Below are 22527 nucleotides of genomic sequence, written 5' to 3'. Positions count from 1 at the left end.
CGGCGCCGCGCGCGTGGCAGGTGGAAGCTTATGCGTATTTGGAAAGAGGCGAAGTGCACCAAAAACGATTGGGACGGCGCGCCGCGCCCGTCCCTTCTTCGATTTCCAGATACGCAAAATCCCGTGGGACGCCCGCGCCTCAGCCGACCAGAAGCGCCCGCGCCGCCGCCCGCGCCTCGGGGGTGACCGTGTCCCCCGCGAGCATCCGCGCGATCTCGTCCTCGCGCTCGCCTGCGCCCAGCGGGGTGACCGACGACAGGGTGACGTCGTTCTCCACCCGTTTCGCCACGCGCCAGTGATGCGCGCCGAGCGCGGCGACCTGCGGCGAGTGGGTGACGACCAGCACCTGCCCACCTTCGGCCAGCGCCGCGAGACGGCGGCCCACGGCGGCGGCGGTGGCGCCACCGACGCCCCGGTCAATCTCGTCGAAGATCATCGTGACCTCGCCGCCCTGCTCCTCCGAGAGGCACACCTTGAGCGCCAAGAGGAAGCGAGACAGCTCGCCGCCCGAGGCGATCTTGTTGAGCGGGCCGGAGGGCGCGCCCGGGTTGGTGGCGACGGTGAAGGCCACGGCATCGCGCCCCTCTGGGCCCTCGGAGGCCTCGATGATCTCGGTGCGGAAGACCGCGCGCTCCATCTTGAGCGGCGCCAGCTCCGCGGCCACGGCGGCGTCGAGCCGGCCAGCGGCCTCGCGCCGGGCCTCGGTCAGCGCGGCGGCAGCGGCGTCATAGGCTTTCTCTGTCCGGCGCAACTCGGCGCCAAGCGTGTCCAGCTCCTCGGCGGAATTGTCCAGCGCCGACAGCCGTGCCGAGAGCGTCTCGCGCAGCGGGGCCAGCTCGTCGGGCAGCACGTTGTGCTTGCGGGCAAGGCCGCGGATGGCGAAGAGCCGCTCCTCGGTGTCCTCCAGCGCGCGCGGATCGAAGTCGAGCGCCTCGAGCGTGTCTTCCACTTCGCGCGCGGCCTCGTCGAGTTCGGCCATGGCACGGGTCAGCGCCGAGATTGCCGCGTCGAGTCGCCCCTCCGCGCCCTCGGAAGCCCCGTCGAGCCAGCGCAGCGCATCGGCCATGGCGCCTTCTGCCCCGTCGCTGCCGAGCGCGTGGCCGGCACGGGCGATGTCTGCGCGGATGCGCTCGGCGGCCTGCATCATGCGACGGCGCGCGTCCAGCTCGGCCTCTTCCCCGGCCTCGGGCGCGAGCTTGTCGAGCTCGGCCACGGCGTGGCGCAGGAAGTCCTCCTCGGCGCGCACCGCTTCGAGCGCCGCCTCGGCCTCCGAAAGCCGCTTGCGGGCGCTGCGCTGCTCGGCCCAGGCCGCGCGGGCGGCGGCGAGCTCGGCGGTCACCGCGGCATAGGTGTCAAGGATGTCGCGGTGCCCCGAAGGGTTCAGCAAGCCGCGGTCGTCGTGCTGGCCGTGCAGTTCCACCAGCGTTTCGGACAGGCGCCGCAATACCTCGCCGCTGGCGCGGCGGTCGTTGATCCAGGCGGTCTTGCGACCGTCGGCGCTGTTCACCCGGCGCAGAATCAGCTCGTCCGAGACCGGCAGCCCGACCTCGTTCAGCACCGCGCGGGCGGCATGGCCGGGAGACAGCTCGAAGACGGCGGTCACCTCGCCCTGCGCGGCACCGGCACGCACCAACTCGGCACGACCGCGCCAGCCAAGCACGAAGCCGAGGCTGTCGAGAAGGATGGATTTGCCTGCCCCGGTCTCGCCGGTGAGCACGTTGAGGCCCGGCTGGAAGTTCAGGTCCAGCCGGTCGATGATCAGCAGATCTCGGATTTCAAGCGCTCGGAGCATCCATTCAGGCGGTCGAGCCGCTCTCCCTCAGATCCACTGGCCCTTGATCATCTGGCGGTACACCTGTGCCAGCCAGCTGTCGCCGGCGGCCTCAAGTTCCAGCCCGCGACCGGTCAGCAGCTTGTAGCTGTCCTGGTACCATTGCGTGCCTCGGTAGTTGTATCCAAGGATCGCCCCGGCACTCTGCGCCTCTTCAACCAGCCCCAGCGAAAGATAAGCCTCGACCAGCCGGTGCAGCGCCTCGGCGGTGTGGGTGGTGGTCTGGAAATCCTCGACCACGACGCGGAAGCGGCTGATCGCGGCACCGTAATTCTCGCGCTTGAGATAGTAGCGCCCGATCTCCATCTCCTTCGCCGCGAGGTGGTCGAAGGCGAGGTCGAACTTCAGGATCGAGCTGCGCGCGTATTCGCTGTCGGGATAGCGCTCGATCACCGTGCGCAGCGCCTGCAGCGCCTGGAAGGTCAGCCCCTGGTCGCGACCGACTTCCTCGATCTGGTCGTAATAGGACAGCGCCAGAAGATACTGCGCATAGGCGGCATCCTCGTCGCTGGGATAGAAGTCGATGTAGCGCTGTGCCGCCGAGCGGGAATTTTCATAATCCTTGGCCCGGTGGTAGCTGTAGGCCTGCATGATCAGCGCCCGCTTGGCCCAGTCCGAATAGGGATAGAGCCGCTCGACTTCGCCGAAGTAGTACGCAGCGCGCTCGGCGTCGCTACGCTCCATCTCGAACTCGCCGCGTTCGAAAATCTGCTCGGCGGTGTAGTTCTCGATCGGAACCCCGCCAGGGCCGGTTCCGGGCTGCTCTTGAGCCGAGCAGCCTACCAGGAGAATCGCGGAGAAAGCCGCCCCGATCACCGCATTTCGCGACCTGCCGCCTGCCATGCCCGACTTACCTCACATTCCTTGCCAAGCCCCCTCCGGGGCCTTGGCTCGGTCCTAGCACAGAAATTTCCGGGGCAAAACGCCTTAACGGCGATTTGAGCACGCCGCCGCTGTCAGGCAACCGCGGGGATCTCGTCGCGTTCGACACCGGCGCCTGGAAGGCGCGCGGACATCTGCGCATCGCACACTGTCAGCCGGTAAGCACCGTCTGTCGAGAAGAGCGCATGCAGCAGCTTGTTGGTGATCGCGTGGCCAGCCTTGAAGCCGGTATAATGGCCGATGATCGGCGCGCCAGCGGTGTAGAGATCGCCAAGGGCGTCGAGCATCTTGTGGCGCACGGCCTCGTCGGTGTGGCGCAGGCCACCCGGCGAAAGGACCTTGTCGCCATCGACCACGACGGCGTTCTCGTAGGTGCCGCCGAGCGCCAGTCCATTGGCCTGCATCGCGTCGACATCGGCCTGGCGGCAGAAGGTGCGGCTGTCGCAGAGCTCACGCACGAAGCTGCCGTTGGCGAGGTTGATCGCCTTGTCCTGGGTGCCGATCGCGGCGTCGGCGAAATCGATGTGGAACTCCATCGTGGTGCCCTGTCCCGGAGACAGGCGCGCCCAGCCACCTGGGGTCTCGACCTCGACGGTCTTGAGAATCTCGATGGCGCGGACCGGAGCACGCAATTCGCGCACGCCGCGCGCGAGGATCGCGCGAACGAAGGGTGCGGCGGAGCCGTCGACGATCGGAACCTCGGGACCGTCGATCTCGATCAGCGCGTTGTGGATGCCGCAACCGGCGAGCGCGGCCATCACGTGTTCGATGGTCGACACCGAGACGCCGGCGCGGTTCTTGATGAGGGTGCAGAGCGGCGAGATCTCGACCGCGTCGAAGCGGGCGGGGACGAGGGCGTCGCCGATTTCGATGTCCGTGCGCTTGAACCAGATGCCGTGCTCGGCGGCGGCCGGGCAAATGGTCATCCGGACAGGCGCGCCGGAATGAAGGCCCACGCCCTGGAAGCTCACTGCACTGCGGATCGTCGTTTGCACTTTGGTCACCTTTGTCTGGAGCGCCCCCTCCCCAGCGGCGCGCACCTTTGCTGGGAGGGAGATACTCACAGGGGGACAAGTTCTCAAATCAAGTATTGCAACGAAGTGAAACATGCGGGTTTCCTAATGGGCGGATGCACGCCGGACCTTCGCGAACCTCCGCCAAATACTTGGTTTACAACGAAAAACACCCTCTCTTCCGAGAGGGTGTTCCGACGCGCCTTGCGCAGATCGTGCACCCGCGCGAGCCCGCGCGGGTGAAATATGTCAGTTTGCCTGGCGGCGCAGGAAGGCCGGGATCTCGATCCGGTCCTGCTCGGGCGCCTCTTCCGGGGCCGGGGCGGGCGCCGGACGCTGGGCCTGCATCGGCGGCTGGCGGCGGGCCTGCGGCTGCGGTTGAGGCGCTGCCGGCGCAGCGGGCTGGGCCTGCTGTTCGTGGGCGTGGTGGCCAGTCATGCGGTTGATCAGCGAGTTGATCCCGAAGCGGGGCTTCTCGGCTTCCGGCGCGCGCTGCGGTTCGGCCTGCTGCGGACGCGCCCCGGCGGGCTGGCCCTGGCGGTTGTTGCGGGCCGCCGCGGCGTGCAGGCGCTTCATCGTGTCGGCCGAAGGCTGACCCGGGGCGCGCGGCGCCACGAAGCTGTCGGGCGCGACGTCGAGAGGCGCGTGGTCGGGCTGGCGCTGGACCGGCTGCGGGCGGTAGGCGGGCGGCGGCAGACCGTCATCGGTCTCGGCCACCTCCTGCTGGGCACCCCCCATCTCGCCGAAGAGCGACGGTTCGTCTTCTTCGTAGGTTTGCTGGGTTGCCACCGGAGCGTGCTGCGGCGCGGCCTGTGCGGCCACCGGCTGCGGGGCGACGGGCTGCTGCGGCGCCGGGGCGGCGGCAACGGGCTGTTCTTCCGGCTGGGCGAGCGGCTGCGACAGCGGACGGCGCGGCACGGGCATTTCACCCTGCGAGCCCGAAGCGTCGATGCCGGTCGCGACGACCGAAACCCGCATGCGGCCTTCCATCGTGTCGTCAAGGGTCGAGCCCACGATGATGTTGGCGTCTGCGTCCACTTCCTCGCGGATGCGGTTGGCCGCCTCGTCAAGCTCGAACAGGGTGAGGTCGTGGCCACCGGTGATGTTGATGAGCACGCCCTTGGCGCCCTTGAGGCTGATTTCGTCGAGCAGCGGGTTGGCGATGGCCTTCTCGGCGGCCTGGATGGCGCGATCTTCGCCGTCCGCCTCGCCGGTGCCCATCATCGCCTTGCCCATCTCGTCCATCACCGCGCGCACGTCGGCGAAGTCGAGGTTGATGAGGCCCGGGCGAACCATGAGGTCGGTCACACCCTTGACGCCTTGGTAGAGCACGTCGTCGGCAAGGCTGAAAGCCTCGGTGAAGGTGGTCTTCTCGTTGGCCAGACGGAACAGGTTCTGGTTCGGGATGATGATCAGCGTGTCGACCACCTTCTGCAGGTGCTCGACGCCGTCTTCCGCCTGGCGCATGCGCTTGGCGCCTTCGAACTGGAAGGGCTTGGTCACCACGCCGACAGTCAGCACACCGAGCTCACGCGCGGCCTGCGCGATGATCGGGGCCGCGCCGGTGCCGGTGCCGCCGCCCATGCCGGCGGTGATGAAGCACATATGCGCGCCCGCGAGGTGATCGACGATCTGCTCGATGCTCTCTTCGGCGGCCGCCGAGCCAACCGACGGGCGGGCGCCTGCGCCAAGACCCTCGGTCACCTTCACGCCAAGCTGGACCTTGGCGGTCGACAGGCTCTGCTGCAGCGCCTGCGCGTCGGTGTTGGCAACCACGAAGTCCACGCCTTCGAGCTGCTTGGTGATCATGTTGTTGACTGCGTTGCCACCAGCGCCGCCGACGCCGAATACGGTGATCCGGGGCTTGAGCTCTTCCTGGCCGGGCATCGAGAGATTGAGTGCCATGTGATGTTCCGCCTGTCGTTTATGACTTGTTTCGCGCCTGTCCTGCGCCTTGCGACAATTATTACCGGGATCCTAGCGCTGGGTCACGTAAAAAACACAGATCCACCACGAAATATGGCTTTAGGATTGACTATTCGCGCGAGATTTCGCCAGTCCCTACCAAGTCTTGCGTCTGACGCTGGCGGTAATACAACACACCTCAGGGACACCCCCTGCTTGGCAGAAGGCGCAGCCGAATCTCTTTGTCTGTGTCGGAGATGCCTGCTCGCCTCTCCCTGACCGCGTCTTGCGCGCGGATCAGCCTTCACATTACGCGGTTTCTCTGCGCGGCGTCACCCCGAACTCTTCGTGAACAGAGCGTTTTCTGCGGCAAGAAATGCGCTTACCAGTTGTCGCGGAACCACTTCACCGCTTTCAGGAGCGACCGCGAGGAATAGCGCTCGATCGGAATTTCGAAGTCCCACCATTCGTCCTGCGGATGCGCCGCGAAGAGGCACATGCCCACCGCCGAAGCAAAGCCCGGCCCGGTGACGGCCTGCGGCAGCCCGTGCACGCGCATCGGACGGCCAAGGCGCACCTGGCTGCCGAGGATCCGGCTCGCCAGCCCGTCGAGACCGGGGATCTGGCTCGCCGCGCCGGTCAGCACGATCTGCTGGCTCGGCAGATGCTCGAAGCCCGCCGCGTCGAGGCAGGCGCGCACCTCCTCGAGGATTTCCTCGACCCGCGGGCGCATGATGCCGATCAGCTCGGCACGGCTCACCTGCCGGCGGTCGTGGTGCCAGTCACCGGTGTCGCCCGAGATCTCGATCATCTCGCGGTCGTCCATCCCGGTGGCATGCACGCCGCCGTAGAAGGTCTTGATGCGCTCGGCCATGGCCATGGGGATCTGCAGCCCCATCGAGATGTCGCCGGTGACGTGATCGCCGCCCATCGGCACCGCGTCGCCGTAGATCATGTGCTTCTTCATGAAGATCGACACGCCGGTGGCGCCGCCGCCCATGTCGATGCAGGCCGCGCCCAGCTCCTGCTCATCCTCGACGAGCGCCGCGACGCCCGACACGTAAGCCGAGCTGGCGATGCCTGCGAGCTCGAGATCGCAGCGCTTGACACAATGGGCGAGGTTCTGGATCGCCTGGGCGTTGACCGTCAGCATATGCATGTCGCAGGTCAGCTCGCGGCCGATCTGCCCGCGCGGGTCACTGAGGCCCGAGCGATGGTCGAGCGCGAAGTTCACCGGCTGCGCGTGCAGCACCTCGCGGCCATGGCCCACGTCGGGCACGTCACAGGCCGAGAGCACCCGTGCCACGTCCTGCTCGGTCACCATGCTGCCGTCGATGCTCACCTTGCCGTCGAGCCCGTAGCTGCGCGGCTCGGCGCCCGAGAAGCAGGCGATGACGTGGTCGACCCGGATGCCCGCCATCTTCTGCGCCGCCTGCACCGCGGTGCGGATCGCGCGTTCCGTCTCGCTCATCGCGGCGATCTCCCCGAAGCGCACCCCGCGCGAGCGGGTGGTGGCCGCACCGATCACCCGAAAGCCCGCCTGACCAGCCAGCGAGCCGACGCCGCTGTCCGTGCCGCGCTCGGTGCCATCGAAGCGAAGCACCAGGCAGGCGATCTTCGAGCTGCCCACATCCAGCACCGCAACGACACCGCGCTGCATCGCCGCCTTGCGCATGTTGCGCATCGCGCGCTGGGACTCGTAAAGCTCGAACATTATCGTTTTTCCCCGGTCTCGATGGACTTGATCCGCCAGTATTCCTGTGCCGCGTCCTGATGCAGCCGCAGCGTCGGGCGCTGCGCCAGCCGCAGGTCCACCGCCGCGATGTCGCGTGAAAGCATGTCGACGGCGCCATCCATCGCCATCGCCCGTTCGAGCGCCTGCACGGCGCCCTCTTCGGGCAGCAGGATCCGCTGCCCCTCGTCCAGAACCACGTCCCAACGCCGGTTGCCGATGCGCTCCAACCCGCGCAGACGGCCCGCCAGCGGCGCCGCGGCAGCGAAGAGTTCAAGCGCCTCGGGCACGTCGGCCTCGGCCCCTGCCCCGGCGATCACCGGCAGTTCAGGATGCGCGGCACGGGTGCCCGCCGGACCGACGAAAACGCCGGTCTCGTCCCGCAACTCGAGCCCGCGCAGACCCCGCCAGAGCACCACGGGAACCCGCTCGACAACGGAGACCTCGAGCACCCCTCCCTGTTTGATCCGCAGGCTCGCCGATTTGACCGCGTCGAGCCCTGTGACGATGCCATGCATCTCTTCGAGGTCGAGGTCGAAGGAGCTGAGCGGGAAGTCCAACGAGAGGATCTCGCGCACGTCCTCCGCGACGCTCTCGCTGGCGCCGTCGATGGCCATGAGGTTGACGCGGAACTCCGGGCGGCCCTCGATCTGGTCACGCACCGACTGCACCGCGCCGATAAAGGCCTCGCGGTTGCTGTCGATCGAGAAATACCAACTCGCGCCGCCGAGCCCGACCAGGAACGGCAGCCCGAAGCGCAGCGAGAAGCGGAAGAGCGGCGTCAGCATGAGCCGCTCGAGCCGGTACTTCAGCCGCGACGGCGCCGGATCGGACCGGAATACCTGTGCGCGACCGGCCTGCGCCTGTGGCGCGCGGGCGGGCGCGGCTCCTACCTGTCGCATGAGGCGTCCTCCACCATCCAGCGGCAGAGCGCGCCGAAGGTCATGCCGCAGGCCTGCGCCTGCTCAGGGGCCAGCGAGGTGGGCGTCATGCCCGGCTGGGTGTTCGTCTCGAGCAGCACCAGCCCATCCAGACCGCGACTCTCGTCCCAACGGAAATCGGTCCGGCTGAGGCCGCGGCAGCCAAGCGCCTTGTGAGCGCGCAGCGCGTAATCGAGGCAGGCATCGAAGATCTGCTGCGGGATCTCGGCGGGCACCACGTGGCGTGAGCCGCCGGCCTTGTACTTGGCGTCGTAGTCGTACCAGCCCTCGGTGATGATGTCGGTCACCGTCAGCGCGCGGTCGCCGAGCACCGTAGTGGTCAGCTCGCGGCCCGGCGCATAGGTCTCGACCATCACCGTCTCGGGCATCTCCTCGGAGAGCTGCGGCGGCTGATTGGCGCCATCCATCACAAGGTAGACGCCGACCGAGCTGCCCTCGTTGTAGGGCTTCACCACATAGGGGGGCGGCAACAGGTGGCTGGCGGCAACCTCGGCCTTGGAGGCCAGCAGGCTGTCGACCACCGGCAGACCCACGTCGCGGTAGACCTGCTTGGAGCGTTCCTTGTCCATCGCCACGGCCGAGGCCAGCACGCCGGAATGGGTGTAGGGGATCCGCATCCACTCGAGCAGGCCCTGCACGCAGCCATCCTCGCCCCAGCGGCCATGAAGTGCGTTGAAAACGACGTCGGGAGACAGGTCCACAAGCCGCGCGGCCAAGTCGGGCCCCGCGTCTAGGTCGATCACCTCAAATCCCTCATTCCGCAAAGCGGCGGCACATTCCCGACCGGAACTCAGCGAGACCTCGCGCTCAGCCGAAGGTCCGCCCATCAATACCGCCACTTTGGGAGCTGCCCTGCTCGACATCCCCAAAACCGCCTCGTTGCGCGGGCCATGCCCGCCATGCCTGCCGCCGGGGTTTGCCCCGGTCAGCTGCCCGCGTGCCGCTCAATTCGGCGCGCGAACCTGATTCACCACGGCGTGCGACCCTGAGTTGATTCTGGGAAGACTGCCGCCTCGTTCACCGCGCCCTGCCTGGGGGCGCTGCTTTTATAGTTGGGGCGCGTAACGCCCTCAGTTTTCAAGCGGATCGCCGACCCGCATGATTTCCCACTGTAGCTGCAAACCACTGTGTTGGAAAACCCTTTTTCGAACTTCCTCGCCCAGCCCTTCGAGATCGGCGGCACTTGCCTCGCCGGTGTTCACCAGGAAGTTGGAGTGCATCGGGCTCATCTGCGCCCCGCCCTGCGTGGCACCGCGCATCCCGGCCTCGTCGATCACCTTCCAGGCCTTCATCTCATGGGTGTCGTCCTCGCGCCCGGTCGAGCTGAAGCCCGCCGGATTGCGGAAGGTCGACCCCGCCGTGCGGTCCTTGGTCGGCTGAGTCTCGTCGCGCTTCTTCAGCTGCGCCTCCATGCGGGCGTCGAGTCCCGCCGGATCGCCCTGCGGCCCCTCGAAAACCGCCTCGACCACCACCGCGCCCTCGGGCAGCTCGGACTGGCGGTACTGCAGGTTCAGCTCGGCGGCCGGAAGGGTCACCAGCGCGCCCTGCCGGGTCACGGCGCGAATCTCGACCAGGCGGTCCGCGACATAGGTGCCATAGCAGCCCGCGTTCATCCGCACCGCCCCGCCGATCGAGCCGGGAATGGTGCGCAGGAAGGTGAGATCCACCCCCGCCTGCGCCGCGCGCTTCGCCACATGGGCGTCGAGCGCCGCCGCGCCAGCTGTGACACGGGTGCCTTCGGCTTCGATGCCGTTGAAGCCGCGCCCGAGGCGGATCACCACGCCGCGCATGCCGCCGTCGCGCACGATGAGATTCGACCCGACCCCCATCGGGAAGACCGGCACTTCGGCAGGCAGCGCCGCCAGGAAGTCCTGCAGGTCCTGAAGGTCGGCGGGCTGAAACAGCACCTCGGCGGGTCCGCCAACGCGCAGCCAGGTCAGTTCGGAAAGCAGGCGGCCCTCGGTGAGGCGGCCACGGACGGGGGGAAGCTGGTCAATCATGCTCAGGGTTCTGCCGCGTTCCGAAGCGCGGGTAAAGGCCCTGCGAGCAGCTCAGCCCAGCCGGGCGCGCAGCCAGCGGATCAGATAGAGCATCGGCCAGCGCAGCACGCTCATCCCGGCCAGCAGAACAACCATCCCGACCCAGGGCCCGCTCTGCCACCAGACCCAACCGATCAGCGGCACCCCGAGCGCGATCAGCACATAGGCACGCGTCCAGTGATTGTCGCGCGAGGGCAGCATGCCGAGCACATTGGCCAGCACCAGCCACAGGCAGGCAAGAAAGAGCGATGGGGTCATGCAGCATCTCCGGCGGTCGGAACCAGAGTGGCGGAGGCCCCGCCAGCTCACAAGCCGCTCAGATCAGCATTCCGGTCAGGAAGCGTCGCACCGGCCAGGCCACCAGCAGCCCTCCTCCGGTGCTCGCCAGCAAGGCGGCGCTGCCCGAGGGGTCGTGGTGGATCTGCAGCGCCAGCCCCGCGAAGAAGGCCAGCGCGAAGAAGAAGACGAGGCGGCGCAGGATCCCCAGCACCGCCACCGCCGAAAGAAGGACGATCACCCCCGCGATGGCCCAGAGCACGCTCACCAGCGCCCCCTTCTCAGCTTTCCAGCCGCGCGGGCAGGTTGTTGGCCCAAGCCGAGATCGTGCCCGCGCCAAGGCAGACCACCATGTCGCCCGGACGCGCCTGCTCGCGCACCAGCCGCTCGAGGTCGTCCTCGGACAGGATCGCGCGGGCATGGCGGTGGCCATGGCGGATCAGCCCGGCGACGAGATCGTCGCGGGTCGCGCCCTCGATCGGGTCCTCGCCCGCGCCGTAGACCTCGGCGATGGCGACCACGTCTGCCTCGTTGAAGCAGGTGCAGAAATCGTCGAACAGCGTGTGCAGCCGCGAGTAGCGGTGTGGCTGGTGCACGGCGATGACCCGGCCTTCCGATGCCTGCCGCGCCGCCTTCAGCACGGCAGCAATTTCCACCGGGTGGTGGCCGTAGTCGTCGATGATGGTGACGCCGTTGACCTCGCCGACGCGCGTGAAGCGGCGGTTGACCCCGCCGAAGCTGGCCAGAGCCGCGCGGATCTCGTCGGCGGTCATGCCGAGGTGATGCGCAATGGCGATGGCCGAGAGCGCGTTCGAGACGTTGTGATCGCCGGGCATCGGCAGGGTGCAGCCCTCGATCACCATGTCTTCGGCCTGGAAGGCGACGTCGAAATGGGCCACGCCCTTTTCATAGCGCAGGTTTACCGCGCGCACGTCGGCCTGCGCATTGAACCCGTAGGTGATCACTCGGCGGTCGGTCACCCGGCCGACCAAGGCCTGCACCTCGGGATGGTCAGTGCAGCAGACGGCAACGCCGTAGAAGGGAATGTTCGAAACGAACTGGTAAAAGCCGTCGCGCAGCTTCTCGATCGAGCCCCAGTGCTCCATGTGCTCGGGGTCGATATTGGTGACGATGGCGATGGTCGCGGGCAGACGGTTGAAGGTGCCGTCGCTCTCGTCGGCCTCGACCACCATCCACTCGCCGAGGCCGACGCGGGCGTTCGAGCCGTAAGCGTGGATGATGCCACCGTTGATCACCGTGGGGTCGAGGTCCCCGGCGTCGAGCAGTGTCGCGACCATGGTGGTCGTCGTGGTTTTGCCGTGGGTGCCCGCCACCGCGATGTTCGACTTGAGCCGCATCAGTTCGGCCAGCATCTCGGCCCGGCGCACCACCGGCAGGCCGCGCCGCCGTGCCTCGTCGAGCTCGGGGTTGCCCGGCTTGATCGCCGAGGAGATCACCACCACCTGCGCGTTCTCGAGGTTCTCGGCGCGCTGGCCCTCGAAGACCACTGCACCCAGCGAGACCAGCCGTTCGGTGATCTTGGAGCACTTGAGGTCCGAGCCCTGCACCGCATAGCCGTGGTTCAGCAGCACCTCGGCGATGCCCGACATGCCGATGCCGCCGATGCCGACGAAATGGATCGGGCCGACATCGCCCGGAAGCTTGGTTGCCGGGCTCATGCGCGCGCCTTCCTCGGTGAAGTTCTCATGTTTCATCTCTGCCCCGTCTCCTGCTCATACGCCTGTTCTTCGTCGCCGGGCTCATAGGCTTCCGGCTCCGCGTCGTATGTATCGTCGGATCCGAATCCTGCCAGTTCCTCGACCATCTGCGCCAGACCCAGCGCAGCGTCAGGATGCGAGACCGACAGCGCGGCGCGCGACATCTGCGCCGCGCCCTCGGGGTTGCAGAGCACGGCCATCATCGCTTCGGTCATCGCCTCGACCGAGAGCTTGCTCTCGGGGATACGGATCGCCGCGCCAGCATCGACAAGCCCTTGCGCGTTGACCGTCTGGTGATCCGCCAGCGCCGCCGCGTAGGGGATGAGGATCGACGGACGCCCGATCACCGAGATATCGGCCACCGAGGACGCCCCCGAGCGCGAGATCACCAGCTGCGCCTCGGACATGCGTGCGGGCACGTCGTTGAAGAAGGGCTGCACCTCGGCGTCGATTCCGTGCTCGTAATAGAACTTCGCCACCCGCTCGCCGTCCTCGTCGCGCGCCTGATGGCTGATGCGCAGATGCCGCAGCAGCTCCATCGGCAGGCGCTCGATCGCCGGGGGCACCACGTCGGACAGGATGCGAGCGCCCTGCGAGCCGCCGATCACCAGCAGCGACATCGGGTAATCGCCCGGCGGGATGTAGCCCGCCCCTGCCCGCTCGCGCACGGCGCTGCGCACCGGGTTGCCGACAGGAATGCCCTCAACACCCTCGGGCAGGCGCGTCGGCCATGTGCCGCAGGCCACGGCGTCCACCTTGTGGGCGAACTTCTCGTTCACCTTGCCCAGCACGCCGTTCTGCTCGTGGATCATCGCGGGAAGCTTCAGCAGCCGCGCCGCGCCGAGCGCCGGGATCGACGGGTAGCCACCGAAGCCCACGACCACGTTCGGCCGGTCGCGGCGAAAACGCCGCGCCATGGACAGCACACCCTTGGCAATGCGCAGCGGCACCATGGCCTTGGCAATGAGGCCGCCGCGGGCGAAGGTGGCAGAGGAGACCTCTTCGATCTCGGTGGAATGGGGAAATCCGCCGGTGTAGCGCGCGCCGCGCGCATCGGTAGAGAGCTTCACCCGCCAGCCGCGCCGCAGCATGATCTCGGCCAGTGCCTGTGCCGGGAACATGTGCCCGCCGGTGCCGCCGGCCGCGATGACCAGAAGCGGTTGCCTGCCTTGGTCCGGCCCGCCGTGTTGCGCCATGTGCTCGACCTCGTTCCTGCGCGGGATCTTTTGCCCCGCTGGTTCAGCTCGTCACCGCGAGGGCACTCGTCTCGTGACTCGGGCGCGGTGACATGGTTTCGCGCCCGTCTATCGCAGCGGGACCGGGTGCGAAAGCGCCCCGGCCCTGCTCCGGGATCAGCGCATTCTTGCGCGCAGGATCTCGCCGATCTCGCCCTGCGGACGGGTGCGGGTGAACGCCAGCAGCATGCCGACGGCGATGCCGCCCGCAATAAGGGACGAGCCGCCATAGCTGACGAAGGGCAGCGTCATGCCCTTGGCCGGAAGCAGGCGCACCGCGACGCCCATGTTGATCATCGCCTGCACGCCGAACATGGCGGCAAGGCCGGTGCCGGCCAGCCGAATGAAGGGGTCACGCTCGCGCATCAGTCGCAGCATCGAACGCACGACCACCGTGGCGTAGAGCGCGATGATGACCATGACCAGCACCAGCCCGTATTCCTCGGCGGCGACGGCGATGATGAAGTCCGTATGCGCGTCCGGCAGCGACCATTTCACCTGCCCCTCCCCCACGCCGACGCCAAAGAATCCGCCCTCGCGGATGGCGTTGGTGGCGTAGCCGAGCTGCGTGGTTGGGTCGACGTCGGGCGTCAGGAAGCCGTCGATACGGCGGGCGAAGTGCTCGGAGTTGTTGTAGGCGAAGGTGCCGCTCAGCACCACGAGCCCGGCGAGGCCAAGCAGCAGGAACATCGGCGCGCCGCCGACGAACCACATCACGCCCCAGCCGAAAAGCACGAGGCAGGCCTGTCCGAAATCGGGCTGCAGCGCGAGCGTGAGGACGATGGCGCAGGTGAGCGCGAAGGACCAGCTCTTGCCCGGCGGGCCGCCGATCTCCTGGCTCGCGGCCATCAGCCAGGCGGCGACAACGGCGAAGACCGGCTTGAGGAACTCCGAGGGTTGCACCGAGGCAAAGCCCAGCGAGTACCAGCGCACCGCCCCCTTGCCGAAGTCGGTGCCGAGCACCGGCAGCGCCAGCAGCGAGGCGAAGGCGCAGGCAAAGCCGATCACCGCCGCGCGGCGGACCATAACAGGGGTCATCAGCGACGTGAAGAACATCGCCGCCAGCGCCAGCCCGCCGAAGAAAGCCTGCCGCTGGACGTAATGGAAGGGCGCAAAGCCGTTGCGCTCGGCCAGAGGCGGCGAGGCCGCCAGCCCCAGCAGGATACCTACCCCGAAGAGCATCAGCACGCAGGACAGAGACCATCTGTCCACCGTCCGCCACCACTTGGGCAGGACAGGTTCGCCATCGCGCACGGAGACCGCGCCGTAGACCATTTCCGTCATGGGAATACCGCTCAATTTGCCTGATCGCCCGGGTTTTCCCGGATCTTGCGGCGAGGCTAGCACCTGCGCTGCCCTTTGGGAAGAGCGCGGGGCTCCGCCAACCCGTGCGACGTGCTGCAGCCGCCCACCCTTGCAGCGCGCGGCGATCCGGTGTTTCAGGGCACCATGCAGATCAAGACGCTCATCCTCGGCGCCGGCGCGGCCGGTCTCATGTGCGCGGCCCACGCGGGGCCGGGCACTCTGGTCATCGATCATGCCCGGGCGCCGGGTGAGAAGATCCGCATCTCGGGCGGCGGGCGGTGCAATTTCACCAACCTCGGGACCGAGCCCGCGCGCTTCCTGTCTCAAAACCCGCATTTCTGCAAATCGGCGCTGGCGCGCTATACCCAGTGGGACTTCATCGAACTGGTTTCGCGCCATGGCATCGCCTGGCATGAAAAGACCCTCGGCCAGCTTTTCTGCGACGGCAAGGCAACGCAGATCGTCGCCATGCTGCTGCGCGAGATGGAAGCAGTCGGCGCCGAGCTCTGGCTGCAGACTTCGCTGCGCGAGCTGACCCACGCCGACGGCGTCTACACCGCCCGCGTCGAGCGCGACGGCCGCGAGACCGTGATCCGGGCCGCGAACCTTGTGGTTGCCACTGGCGGGCGCTCGATTCCCAAGATGGGGGCCACCGGCCTCGCCTATGAGATCGCCAGCCAATTCGGCCACGCGCTGGTGACGCCCCGCCCGGGCCTCGTGCCGCTGACCTTCCCCGAGGGGCGCTTTGCGGGTCTCGCCGGGGTGTCGCTGCCCGCGCGGGTCACGGCGAATGGCACCAGCTTTGACGAGGCGCTGCTCTTCACCCACCGCGGCCTTTCGGGGCCGTCGATCCTGCAGGCCTCGAGCTACTGGCACGAGGGCGAGGAGATCACCGTCAATCTCTCGCCGGCCCTTGATCCCGCCGCCCACCTGCGCGCAGCGCGCAAGGGCGCCGGAAAGCGGTCGCTGACCACCGAGCTGCGACAGATTCTGCCCGAGCGGCTGGTCGCACACCTCACCGATCAGCTCGACCTCTCGGGCAACCTCGCGGATCTCTCGGACAAGCGCGCCGAGACGCTGTCTGACTCGCTGCGCAACTGGACCCTGCGCCCCTCGGGCTCCGAGGGCTGGCGCACCGCCGAGGTCACGCTTGGCGGGGTCGACACGAACGGGCTGAACAGCAAGACCATGGCGTCGAAAACCGTGCCCGGACTACATTTCATCGGCGAGGCAGTGGACGTGACCGGCTGGCTCGGTGGCTACAACTTCCAATGGGCCTGGGCCTCGGGCGCGGCAGCCGGGCGGAGCCTTGCTGCGGGCTGAGGCCTGGCTCTTGAATTTGTCACCCGCTCGTTACATTTTGTCATGCGATTGTCACAACAGGCAGCGTCATGGCCTTCACCGACCACCCGACTCTTTATCCCAGCAACTGGCTCCGGGACCTGCACGCGCAGGTGCCGCGCAAGGTCGCGCGGGATGTCTGGAACCGCCTGCGCTACGGCGCCGGGGCGCCACTGTCGGACGAGTTGATCCGGGTCGACGCCTGCGACGTGAACTTCACCTATGCCGGCAAGCCGCGACTGCGCCGCCAGCAGAGCGGGATGATCCTCGGCGGTGACTGGGACTTGCCGCGGCAGTCGGTCGAAGAGAGCCGCAAGCTACAGAGCTGCCGCCTGCACTTCGAAGGCGGCACCCCCTGGCGCGACACCCCGCTCTTCCAGAAGCTGCTGACCGAGATCGCCGCGGGCAAAACGCCCGACGATTGCGCCACGGAAGAGGAGCTGGTGACGCGCTACCAGCGCCTCGACGCGGTCTTCGAGCAGACGCGCCGCCTTGGCCGCCTGCTGTCGCGCGCCGAATTGCCAGAGTACTTCCGCCGCGAGCACGGCGGCATCCTGCTGCATGTGGGGCGCGATGGCACCTTGCTGCGCGCCGGTGGCGGCGCGCACCGTTTTGCCATCGCGCGAATCCTCAACCTCAAGAGGATCCCCGCGCAACTTGGCGTGGTGCACCCGCAGGCCTATAACGGCGGGCTGCTGGCGGAACTGCGCGCGGCCTGACGCCCCTTGCCCCGGCGGGGCTCAGAGCGCGGCGCGCACTTTTGCCGCGAAATCCTCGCCGCGCTTCTCGAAGCTGTCGTATTGGTCAAAACTCGCCGCTGCCGGCGCCAGAAGCACCACGTCACCCGGCTGCGCCTCGGCGCGGGCTTTGCCCACCGCGGTCGCCATGTCGGTGCAGATCTCGGCCTCGACCCCCGGCAACCCGAGCGCGAAAGTCGCGGCCTCGCGGCCGATCACATAGGCCTTGGTCACGTTGCCCAGACCCGGCGCAAGGCCCGAAAGCCCGCCCTCCTTCATCAACCCGCCGCAGATCCAGCGGATGTTGCTGAACGCCTGAAGCGCCTTCACCGCCGCGTCGACGTTGGTGGCCTTGCTGTCGTTGACGTAGCTCACCCCATCCGCCTCGGCGACGATCTGGCTGCGGTGCGGCAGCCCCTCGAAGCTGTGGAAGGCCGCCTCGATCTGCCGCGGCGCCACACCGAGCGTCCGGCAGGCCGCATAGGCGGCGCAGGCGTTCTGGTGGTTGTGCGCCCCCGGCAGCCCCTTGACGGGGCGCAGGTCGATGGACGCCACCTGCCGCCCCTTGCGCCATTCGGTGAGGAACCCCTTGCGCGCATAGACCAGCCAGCCCGGCCCGCCGAGCTTGGTGCCGGACGACACGCGGATCACCCGGTCGTCGGTCGCCGCCTCGGCAAGCTGGTTGGCGAGGTAGAGCCCCTCCTTCTCGTCCACGCCGATGACGCAGCGGTCCGGCCCGCCCTCGGCGAAGAGCCGGCGCTTGGCAGCGAAGTAGCCGCCCATGCCGGCGTGCCGGTCGAGATGGTCGGGCGAGAGGTTGGTGAAGACCGCCACGTCCGGCGTCAGCGCCCGCGCGAGATCGGTCTGGTAGCTCGACAGCTCCAGCACGACGATGCCGCCGTCCCCCGGCGGGTCGATGTCGAGCACGCCGCGACCGATATTGCCGGCGAGCTGGCTCTCACGCCCCGAGCTCTGGAGGATATGGTGGATCAGCGCCGAGGTGGTCGACTTGCCGTTCGAGCCGGTCACCGCCACGACGCGCGGCGGCATGTCGTACATGTCCCAGTCGGACCCGGCGGCAGAGAGCGCGCGGAAGAACAGGCCGATGTCGTTGTCCACCGGCACACCCGCCGCCCAGGCAGCGGCGATCACCGGGTTCGGCTCGGGGTAGAGATGCGGGATGCCCGGCGAGACCACCAGCCAGTCGACGCCGTCGAAGCCGCCCTCCCGGCCCAGCTCGCGGCTTTCGAAGCCCTCGGCCTCGGCCGTTTCGCGCGCAGAGGCGTTGTCGTCCCAGACCAGAACCGAGGCGCCGCCCTCACGCAGCGCCCGCGCCGCCGAAAGCCCCGAGCGCCCGAGCCCAAGCACCGCGACGGTGCGCTCCTCAAAACCGGATACCGGAATCATGCCACTGCCCTCATGCCTGCGATTGCCCTTGCTTCACGGCTAGCGCATCGGCGCGGCGCGCACCAGAGCGCGGCAAATCTCAAACGAGATTTGCACCCTCCTTTGAACGAGGGTGCGCCCCCGCCTCAGCGCAGCTTCAGCGTGGCGAGGCCGATCAGCGCCAGGATCAGCGAGATGATCCAGAAGCGGATGACGATCTGCGGCTCGGCCCAGCCCTTCTTCTCGTAGTGGTGGTGGATTGGCGCCATCAGGAACACCCGCTTGCCGGTGCGCTTGAAGTAGAGCACCTGGATGATCACCGAGAGCGCCTCGACCACGAAGAGCCCACCGACAATGGCCAGCACGATCTCGTGCTTGGTGGCCACCGCGATGGCGCCGAGCGCGCCGCCCAATGCCAGCGAGCCGGTGTCGCCCATGAAGACCGCCGCGGGCGGCGCGTTGTACCACAGGAAACCGAGCCCGCCGCCGATCAGCGCGGCGGTAAAGATCAGGATCTCGCCGGTGCCGGGCACGTAGTGCACGTCGAGGTACTCGGTGAAGTCCGTGCGCCCCACGGCATAGGCGATGATGCCGAGCGTGCCGCCGGCGATCATCACCGGCATGATCGCGAGCCCGTCGAGCCCGTCGGTCAGGTTCACCGCGTTGGCAGCACCGACGATGACGATCATCGCGAAGGGCACGAAGACCCAGCCCAGATCCAGCAGCGCGTTCTTGAACACCGGAAACGCCAGCTGGCCGGTCAGATCCGCAGGGTGCAGCCAGGCCGCCCAGGTCGCCGCAATCGCCGCGATGCCAAAGCCGATGGCAAGGCGCACCTTGCCCGAGACGCCGTCTGTGTTCTGCTTCTTCACCTTGGCATAGTCGTCGGCGAAGCCGATCGCCGCGTAGCCCATGGTGACGAAGAGCACCATCCAGACAAAGCCGTTGTCGAGCCGCGCCCAGAGCAGCGTCGAGGTCAGCAGCGCGCCGACGATGAGCAGGCCGCCCATGGTCGGGGTACCGGCCTTGACGAAATGCCCCTCGGGGCCGTCGGTGCGGATCGGCTGGCCCTTGCCCTGCCGCTTGCGCAGCACGTCGATCAGCGGGCGCCCGAAGAGAAAGCCGAAGATCAGCGCGGTCAGAAACGCCCCGCCCGCCCGGAAAGTGATGTAGCGGAAGAGATTGAAGACATCGCCGCCGTCACTCAGTCCAGTCAGCCAGTAGAGCATGAGCCCCGGTCCTTCTTGTCAGATCGTGGCGGGCGCATGACCCATTTTGTGGATCGCGTCAACCACGCGCGCCAGCGCCATCGAGAGCGAGCCCTTCACCAGCACCACGTCGCCGGCGTCGAGGTCGTGGCGCACCCGCTGGGCCATGGCGACGCTGGTCTCGGCCCAATGGCCCCGCTTGCGCTCGGGCAGCGCCTCCCAGAGGTCGCGCATGAGCGGCCCCACGCAATGCACGATGTCGATGTTTGCCATCGCAGGGTGCTCGGCCAGCGCCGCGTGCAGCGCGTGCTCCTGTGCGCCAAGCTCCTTCATATCGCCGAGATAGGCGATGCGCCGACCATGATCGACACGCCCGATGCCGTCCTTGGGTTTGGCCCCGGCAAGAACTTCGAGCGAGGCGCCAAGCGAAGCGGGGTTGGCATTGTAGGCGTCGTCGATGAGCTCGAGCGTCAACTGCGTCTCGACCGGGTCGAGGGTGATGACCTCGCGCAGGCCACGGCCCGCCCCGGGCTCCCATTGACCGAGCGCGGTGATCGCCATGGCCCGGTCCAGCCCCAGCGCGTGTACCACCGCCAGAACGCCCATGGCGTTGACGGCAAAGTGACGGCCCGGCACTGCGACCTTGTAGAGAACATGCGTCCGCCAGGCGCGGCCCTGCGCCACGGTGGCCGCGTCGCAGATGGTAACCTGCTCGACCCTGTGATGGTTGCCCGCCGCCTCGCCAAAGGTGATGACCTGCTCGGCCCTCGCCTCGGCCAGTTCGATCAGCAGTGGCGAAACCTCGAGGTCGCCGTTGACCACCGCGATGCCGCCCGGCTCCAGCCCCTCGAAGATCGCCGCCTTCTCGCGGGCGATGCCCTCGAGGCTCTCGAAGGCCGCCAGATGCGCCGGCGCGACAATGGTGATCATCGCCACAAGCGGCCGCGCCATGCGCGACAGCGGCGCGATCTCGCCCGGGTGATTCATGCCGATCTCGATGACCGCGAAATCAACGTCGGCGGGCATGCGCGCCAGCGTCAGCGGCACGCCCCAATGGTTGTTGTAGCTTTTCTCGGCGGCATGCACGGTGCCCTGCGCGCTCAGAACGGTGCGCAGCATCTCCTTGGTCGAGGTCTTGCCGACCGAGCCGGTCACCGCCACCACCTGCGCCCGGGTGCGGGCACGCGCAGCGCGCCCCAGCGCCTCGAGCCCGGTCAGCACGTCGTCCACCAGCAAGAGCGGTGCGCCCTCGGGAACCCCTTCGGGAATATGGCTGACGAGGGCAGCGGCGGCGCCCTTTTCCAGCGCCTGCGCGACGAACTCATGCCCGTCCCGTGCCGCCTTCAACGCGACGAAAAGGTCACCCTTCTGAATCGTCCGCGTGTCGATCGACACACCGCGGACCGTCCAATCTCCGATGGCACGCCCGCCTGTGGCGCGCGCCGCGTCTTCTGCCGTCCAGAGCGTCACAGGCCTCTCCCGTCCAGTGCCGCCACGGCAACGCTTGCCTGCTCGACATCGTCAAAGGGGTAAATGGTGTCGCCGACGATCTGGCCGGTCTCGTGACCCTTGCCAAGGATCATCAGCGCGTCGCCGGGCTGCAGCATGTCGACGCCGCGCAGGATCGCCTCGGCACGGTCGCCGACCTCAAGCGCGCCGGGCGCGCCGCCCAGCACCTGCGCGCGGATCGAGCCGGGCTCCTCGGAGCGCGGGTTGTCGTCCGACACGATCACCATGTCGGCGTGTTCGGTGGCGGCCGCGCCCATCAGCGGGCGCTTGCCCGGGTCGCGGTCACCGCCCGCGCCGACGATGGCGATCAGCCGGCCCATGACATGCGGGCGCAGCGCCTGCAGCGCGGTCGCGACCGCATCGGGCGTATGGGCAAAGTCGACATACACCGCCGCGCCATTGTCGCGGGTCGCGGCAAGCTGCATGCGCCCGCGCACCGTCTCGAGCCGTTCCAGCGCCGGGAAGACCTGCTCGGGATCGGCGCCGCAGGCCAGCGCGAGACCGGCTGCCAGCGCCGCATTCTGGCCTTGGAAGCCACCGATGAGGCCGAGCCGGAGCTGCTGCACCGCGCCGCGCCAGTCGAGCCGCAGATCCTGCCCCGTGGCATGGAAGCGCTGACCAAGGATGCGAAGGTCGCAGCCCGTCGCCTCGCCGACCGAGATCACCTCCTGGCCGCGGGCGCGGGCGATGGCCATCATGTCGATGCCGCACGGGTCGTCGATGTTGATCACCGCGACGCCCTCATCGGGCAGAACGCGCGCGAAAAGTCCGGCCTTGGCGGCGAAATACTCTTCGAAATCCGCGTGGTAGTCGAGGTGATCCTGGGTGAAGTTGGTAAAGCCCGCGGCCTTCAGTTGCACCCCGTCGAGACGGCGCTGGTCGAGCCCGTGGCTTGAGGCCTCCATGGCGCAGTGATCGACGCCCGCCTCGGCGGCACCGGCAAGCGCGCGATGCAGGGTGATCGGCTCGGGCGTGGTGTGCTTGAGCGGCGCCTGCCAGTCGCCCTCGACCCCGGTTGTGCCGAGGTTGATGGCGCGAAAGCCCATGTCCTGCCAGATGTGGCGCAGGAAGGTGGCGACCGAGGTCTTGCCGTTGGTGCCGGTCACCGCCACGGTGACCTCGGGCTGCGCGCCGAACCAGAGCGCGGCGGCATAGGCCAGCGTCTGCCGCGCATCCGCAGCGATGACCAGCGCGGCCTCGGAGCCCGCGAGCGCCTCGGCGGCCATCGCAGCGCCTTCGGCATCGGTGAGAATGGCAGAGGCGCCCTGTTCAAGCGCCGTGGGGATGAAGGCCGCGCCGTGCACCTTGGTGCCCGGCAGCGCGGCAAAGAGGTGTCCCGAGGTCACCTCGCGACTGTCGACCGACAGTCCCGTCACCCGCGCCTCGCGACCGCCCCGTGCGGTCAAACCCAGCTCGCTGAGGCTTTTGCCCTCTCCAATGACGGCGCCCATGACGGCCCTTTCATCTTT

The 22527-nt window shown here is 68.1% G+C and carries 19 protein-coding genes; 2 read left to right on the top strand and 17 right to left on the bottom strand.

From position 1 onward, the window contains the following. Positions 1-139 precede the first annotated feature (139 nt). From recN to CEW88_RS05040, 13 genes are all read right to left on the bottom strand, one after another. Positions 140-1792: a DNA repair protein RecN gene (recN, locus tag CEW88_RS05100; RefSeq protein ID WP_108964983.1), complete on the bottom strand. Its 1653-nt coding sequence runs from the start codon at positions 1790-1792 to the stop codon at positions 140-142. Between the two features lie 27 nt (positions 1793-1819). Further along, on the bottom strand, positions 1820-2674 hold the full coding sequence (locus CEW88_RS05095; protein ID WP_108964982.1) for an outer membrane protein assembly factor BamD: 855 nt from the start codon (positions 2672-2674) through the stop codon (positions 1820-1822). 113 nt (positions 2675-2787) lie between these two features. After that, complete coding sequence (gene lpxC, locus CEW88_RS05090) at positions 2788-3708, bottom strand: UDP-3-O-acyl-N-acetylglucosamine deacetylase (protein WP_108964981.1); 921 nt, start codon at positions 3706-3708, stop codon at positions 2788-2790. Between the two features lie 267 nt (positions 3709-3975). Beyond that, positions 3976-5631, bottom strand: a complete 1656-nt coding sequence (gene ftsZ, locus CEW88_RS05085) for a cell division protein FtsZ (protein WP_108964980.1) — start codon at positions 5629-5631, stop codon at positions 3976-3978. Positions 5632-6013: 382 nt separating this feature from the next. Next, positions 6014-7345: a cell division protein FtsA gene (gene ftsA, locus CEW88_RS05080; protein ID WP_108964979.1), complete on the bottom strand. Its 1332-nt coding sequence runs from the start codon at positions 7343-7345 to the stop codon at positions 6014-6016. After that, positions 7345-8265 carry a cell division protein FtsQ/DivIB gene (locus tag CEW88_RS05075; protein WP_108964978.1) on the bottom strand — a complete coding sequence of 307 codons (921 nt, stop codon included), beginning with the start codon at positions 8263-8265 and terminating at the stop codon, positions 7345-7347. Before CEW88_RS05075 ends, ftsA begins: the two co-directional genes overlap by 1 nt. Continuing rightward, positions 8253-9167, bottom strand: coding sequence for a D-alanine--D-alanine ligase (locus tag CEW88_RS05070; RefSeq protein WP_438839470.1), 915 nt, complete (start codon positions 9165-9167; stop codon positions 8253-8255). Before CEW88_RS05070 ends, CEW88_RS05075 begins: the two co-directional genes overlap by 13 nt. 207 nt (positions 9168-9374) lie before the next feature. Continuing rightward, positions 9375-10304: a UDP-N-acetylmuramate dehydrogenase gene (murB, locus tag CEW88_RS05065; protein ID WP_108964976.1), complete on the bottom strand. Its 930-nt coding sequence runs from the start codon at positions 10302-10304 to the stop codon at positions 9375-9377. A 51-nt stretch (positions 10305-10355) separates the two neighbouring features. Continuing rightward, entirely contained in the window at positions 10356-10601 is a 246-nt protein-coding gene (locus tag CEW88_RS05060) for a DUF2484 family protein (protein ID WP_108964975.1), read from the bottom strand. A 58-nt stretch (positions 10602-10659) separates the two neighbouring features. After that, on the bottom strand, positions 10660-10887 hold the full coding sequence (locus CEW88_RS05055; RefSeq protein ID WP_108964974.1) for a hypothetical protein: 228 nt from the start codon (positions 10885-10887) through the stop codon (positions 10660-10662). A gap of 13 nt (positions 10888-10900) precedes the next feature. Next, a complete protein-coding gene (gene murC / locus CEW88_RS05050; protein ID WP_108967555.1) occupies positions 10901-12298 on the bottom strand; it encodes a UDP-N-acetylmuramate--L-alanine ligase in 1398 nt (465 codons plus the stop codon). 32 nt (positions 12299-12330) lie between these two features. Continuing rightward, positions 12331-13533: a UDP-N-acetylglucosamine--N-acetylmuramyl-(pentapeptide) pyrophosphoryl-undecaprenol N-acetylglucosamine transferase gene (locus CEW88_RS05045; protein ID WP_108964973.1), complete on the bottom strand. Its 1203-nt coding sequence runs from the start codon at positions 13531-13533 to the stop codon at positions 12331-12333. Between the two features lie 156 nt (positions 13534-13689). Further along, positions 13690-14856: a peptidoglycan glycosyltransferase FtsW gene (locus CEW88_RS05040; RefSeq protein WP_108964972.1), complete on the bottom strand. Its 1167-nt coding sequence runs from the start codon at positions 14854-14856 to the stop codon at positions 13690-13692. 165 nt (positions 14857-15021) lie between these two features. Here CEW88_RS05040 and CEW88_RS05035 point away from each other — a divergent pair, with 165 nt between their 5' ends. Together CEW88_RS05035 and CEW88_RS05030 are read left to right on the top strand one after the other, a co-directional pair. After that, the gene (locus CEW88_RS05035; RefSeq protein WP_108967553.1) at positions 15022-16200 is read left to right on the top strand and encodes an NAD(P)/FAD-dependent oxidoreductase; all 1179 of its coding nucleotides are present in this window, start codon (positions 15022-15024) and stop codon (positions 16198-16200) included. Between the two features lie 68 nt (positions 16201-16268). After that, positions 16269-16937, top strand: a complete 669-nt coding sequence (locus CEW88_RS05030; protein WP_108964971.1) for a hypothetical protein — start codon at positions 16269-16271, stop codon at positions 16935-16937. Positions 16938-16958: 21 nt separating this feature from the next. On the opposite strand, the gene murD is transcribed toward CEW88_RS05030, so the two are convergent. The 4 genes from murD to CEW88_RS05010 form a co-directional block, all read right to left on the bottom strand. Next, a complete protein-coding gene (gene murD / locus CEW88_RS05025; protein ID WP_108964970.1) occupies positions 16959-18362 on the bottom strand; it encodes a UDP-N-acetylmuramoyl-L-alanine--D-glutamate ligase in 1404 nt (467 codons plus the stop codon). Between the two features lie 125 nt (positions 18363-18487). Further along, entirely contained in the window at positions 18488-19570 is a 1083-nt protein-coding gene (gene mraY / locus CEW88_RS05020; protein ID WP_108964969.1) for a phospho-N-acetylmuramoyl-pentapeptide-transferase, read from the bottom strand. An 18-nt stretch (positions 19571-19588) separates the two neighbouring features. Beyond that, positions 19589-21019, bottom strand: coding sequence for a UDP-N-acetylmuramoyl-tripeptide--D-alanyl-D-alanine ligase (locus CEW88_RS05015; protein ID WP_108964968.1), 1431 nt, complete (start codon positions 21017-21019; stop codon positions 19589-19591). After that, positions 21016-22509 carry a UDP-N-acetylmuramoyl-L-alanyl-D-glutamate--2,6-diaminopimelate ligase gene (locus tag CEW88_RS05010; RefSeq protein WP_108964967.1) on the bottom strand — a complete coding sequence of 498 codons (1494 nt, stop codon included), beginning with the start codon at positions 22507-22509 and terminating at the stop codon, positions 21016-21018. The genes CEW88_RS05015 and CEW88_RS05010 overlap by 4 nt, the downstream gene beginning before the upstream one ends. Positions 22510-22527: the final 18 nt, after the last annotated feature.

This window comes from Alloyangia pacifica (assembly GCF_003111685.1).
Taxonomy (GTDB): Bacteria; Pseudomonadota; Alphaproteobacteria; order Rhodobacterales; family Rhodobacteraceae; genus Salipiger; species Salipiger pacificus_A.
Note: the sequence above shows the minus strand (reverse complement) of the source record. Positions and strands in the feature narration are given on the sequence as shown.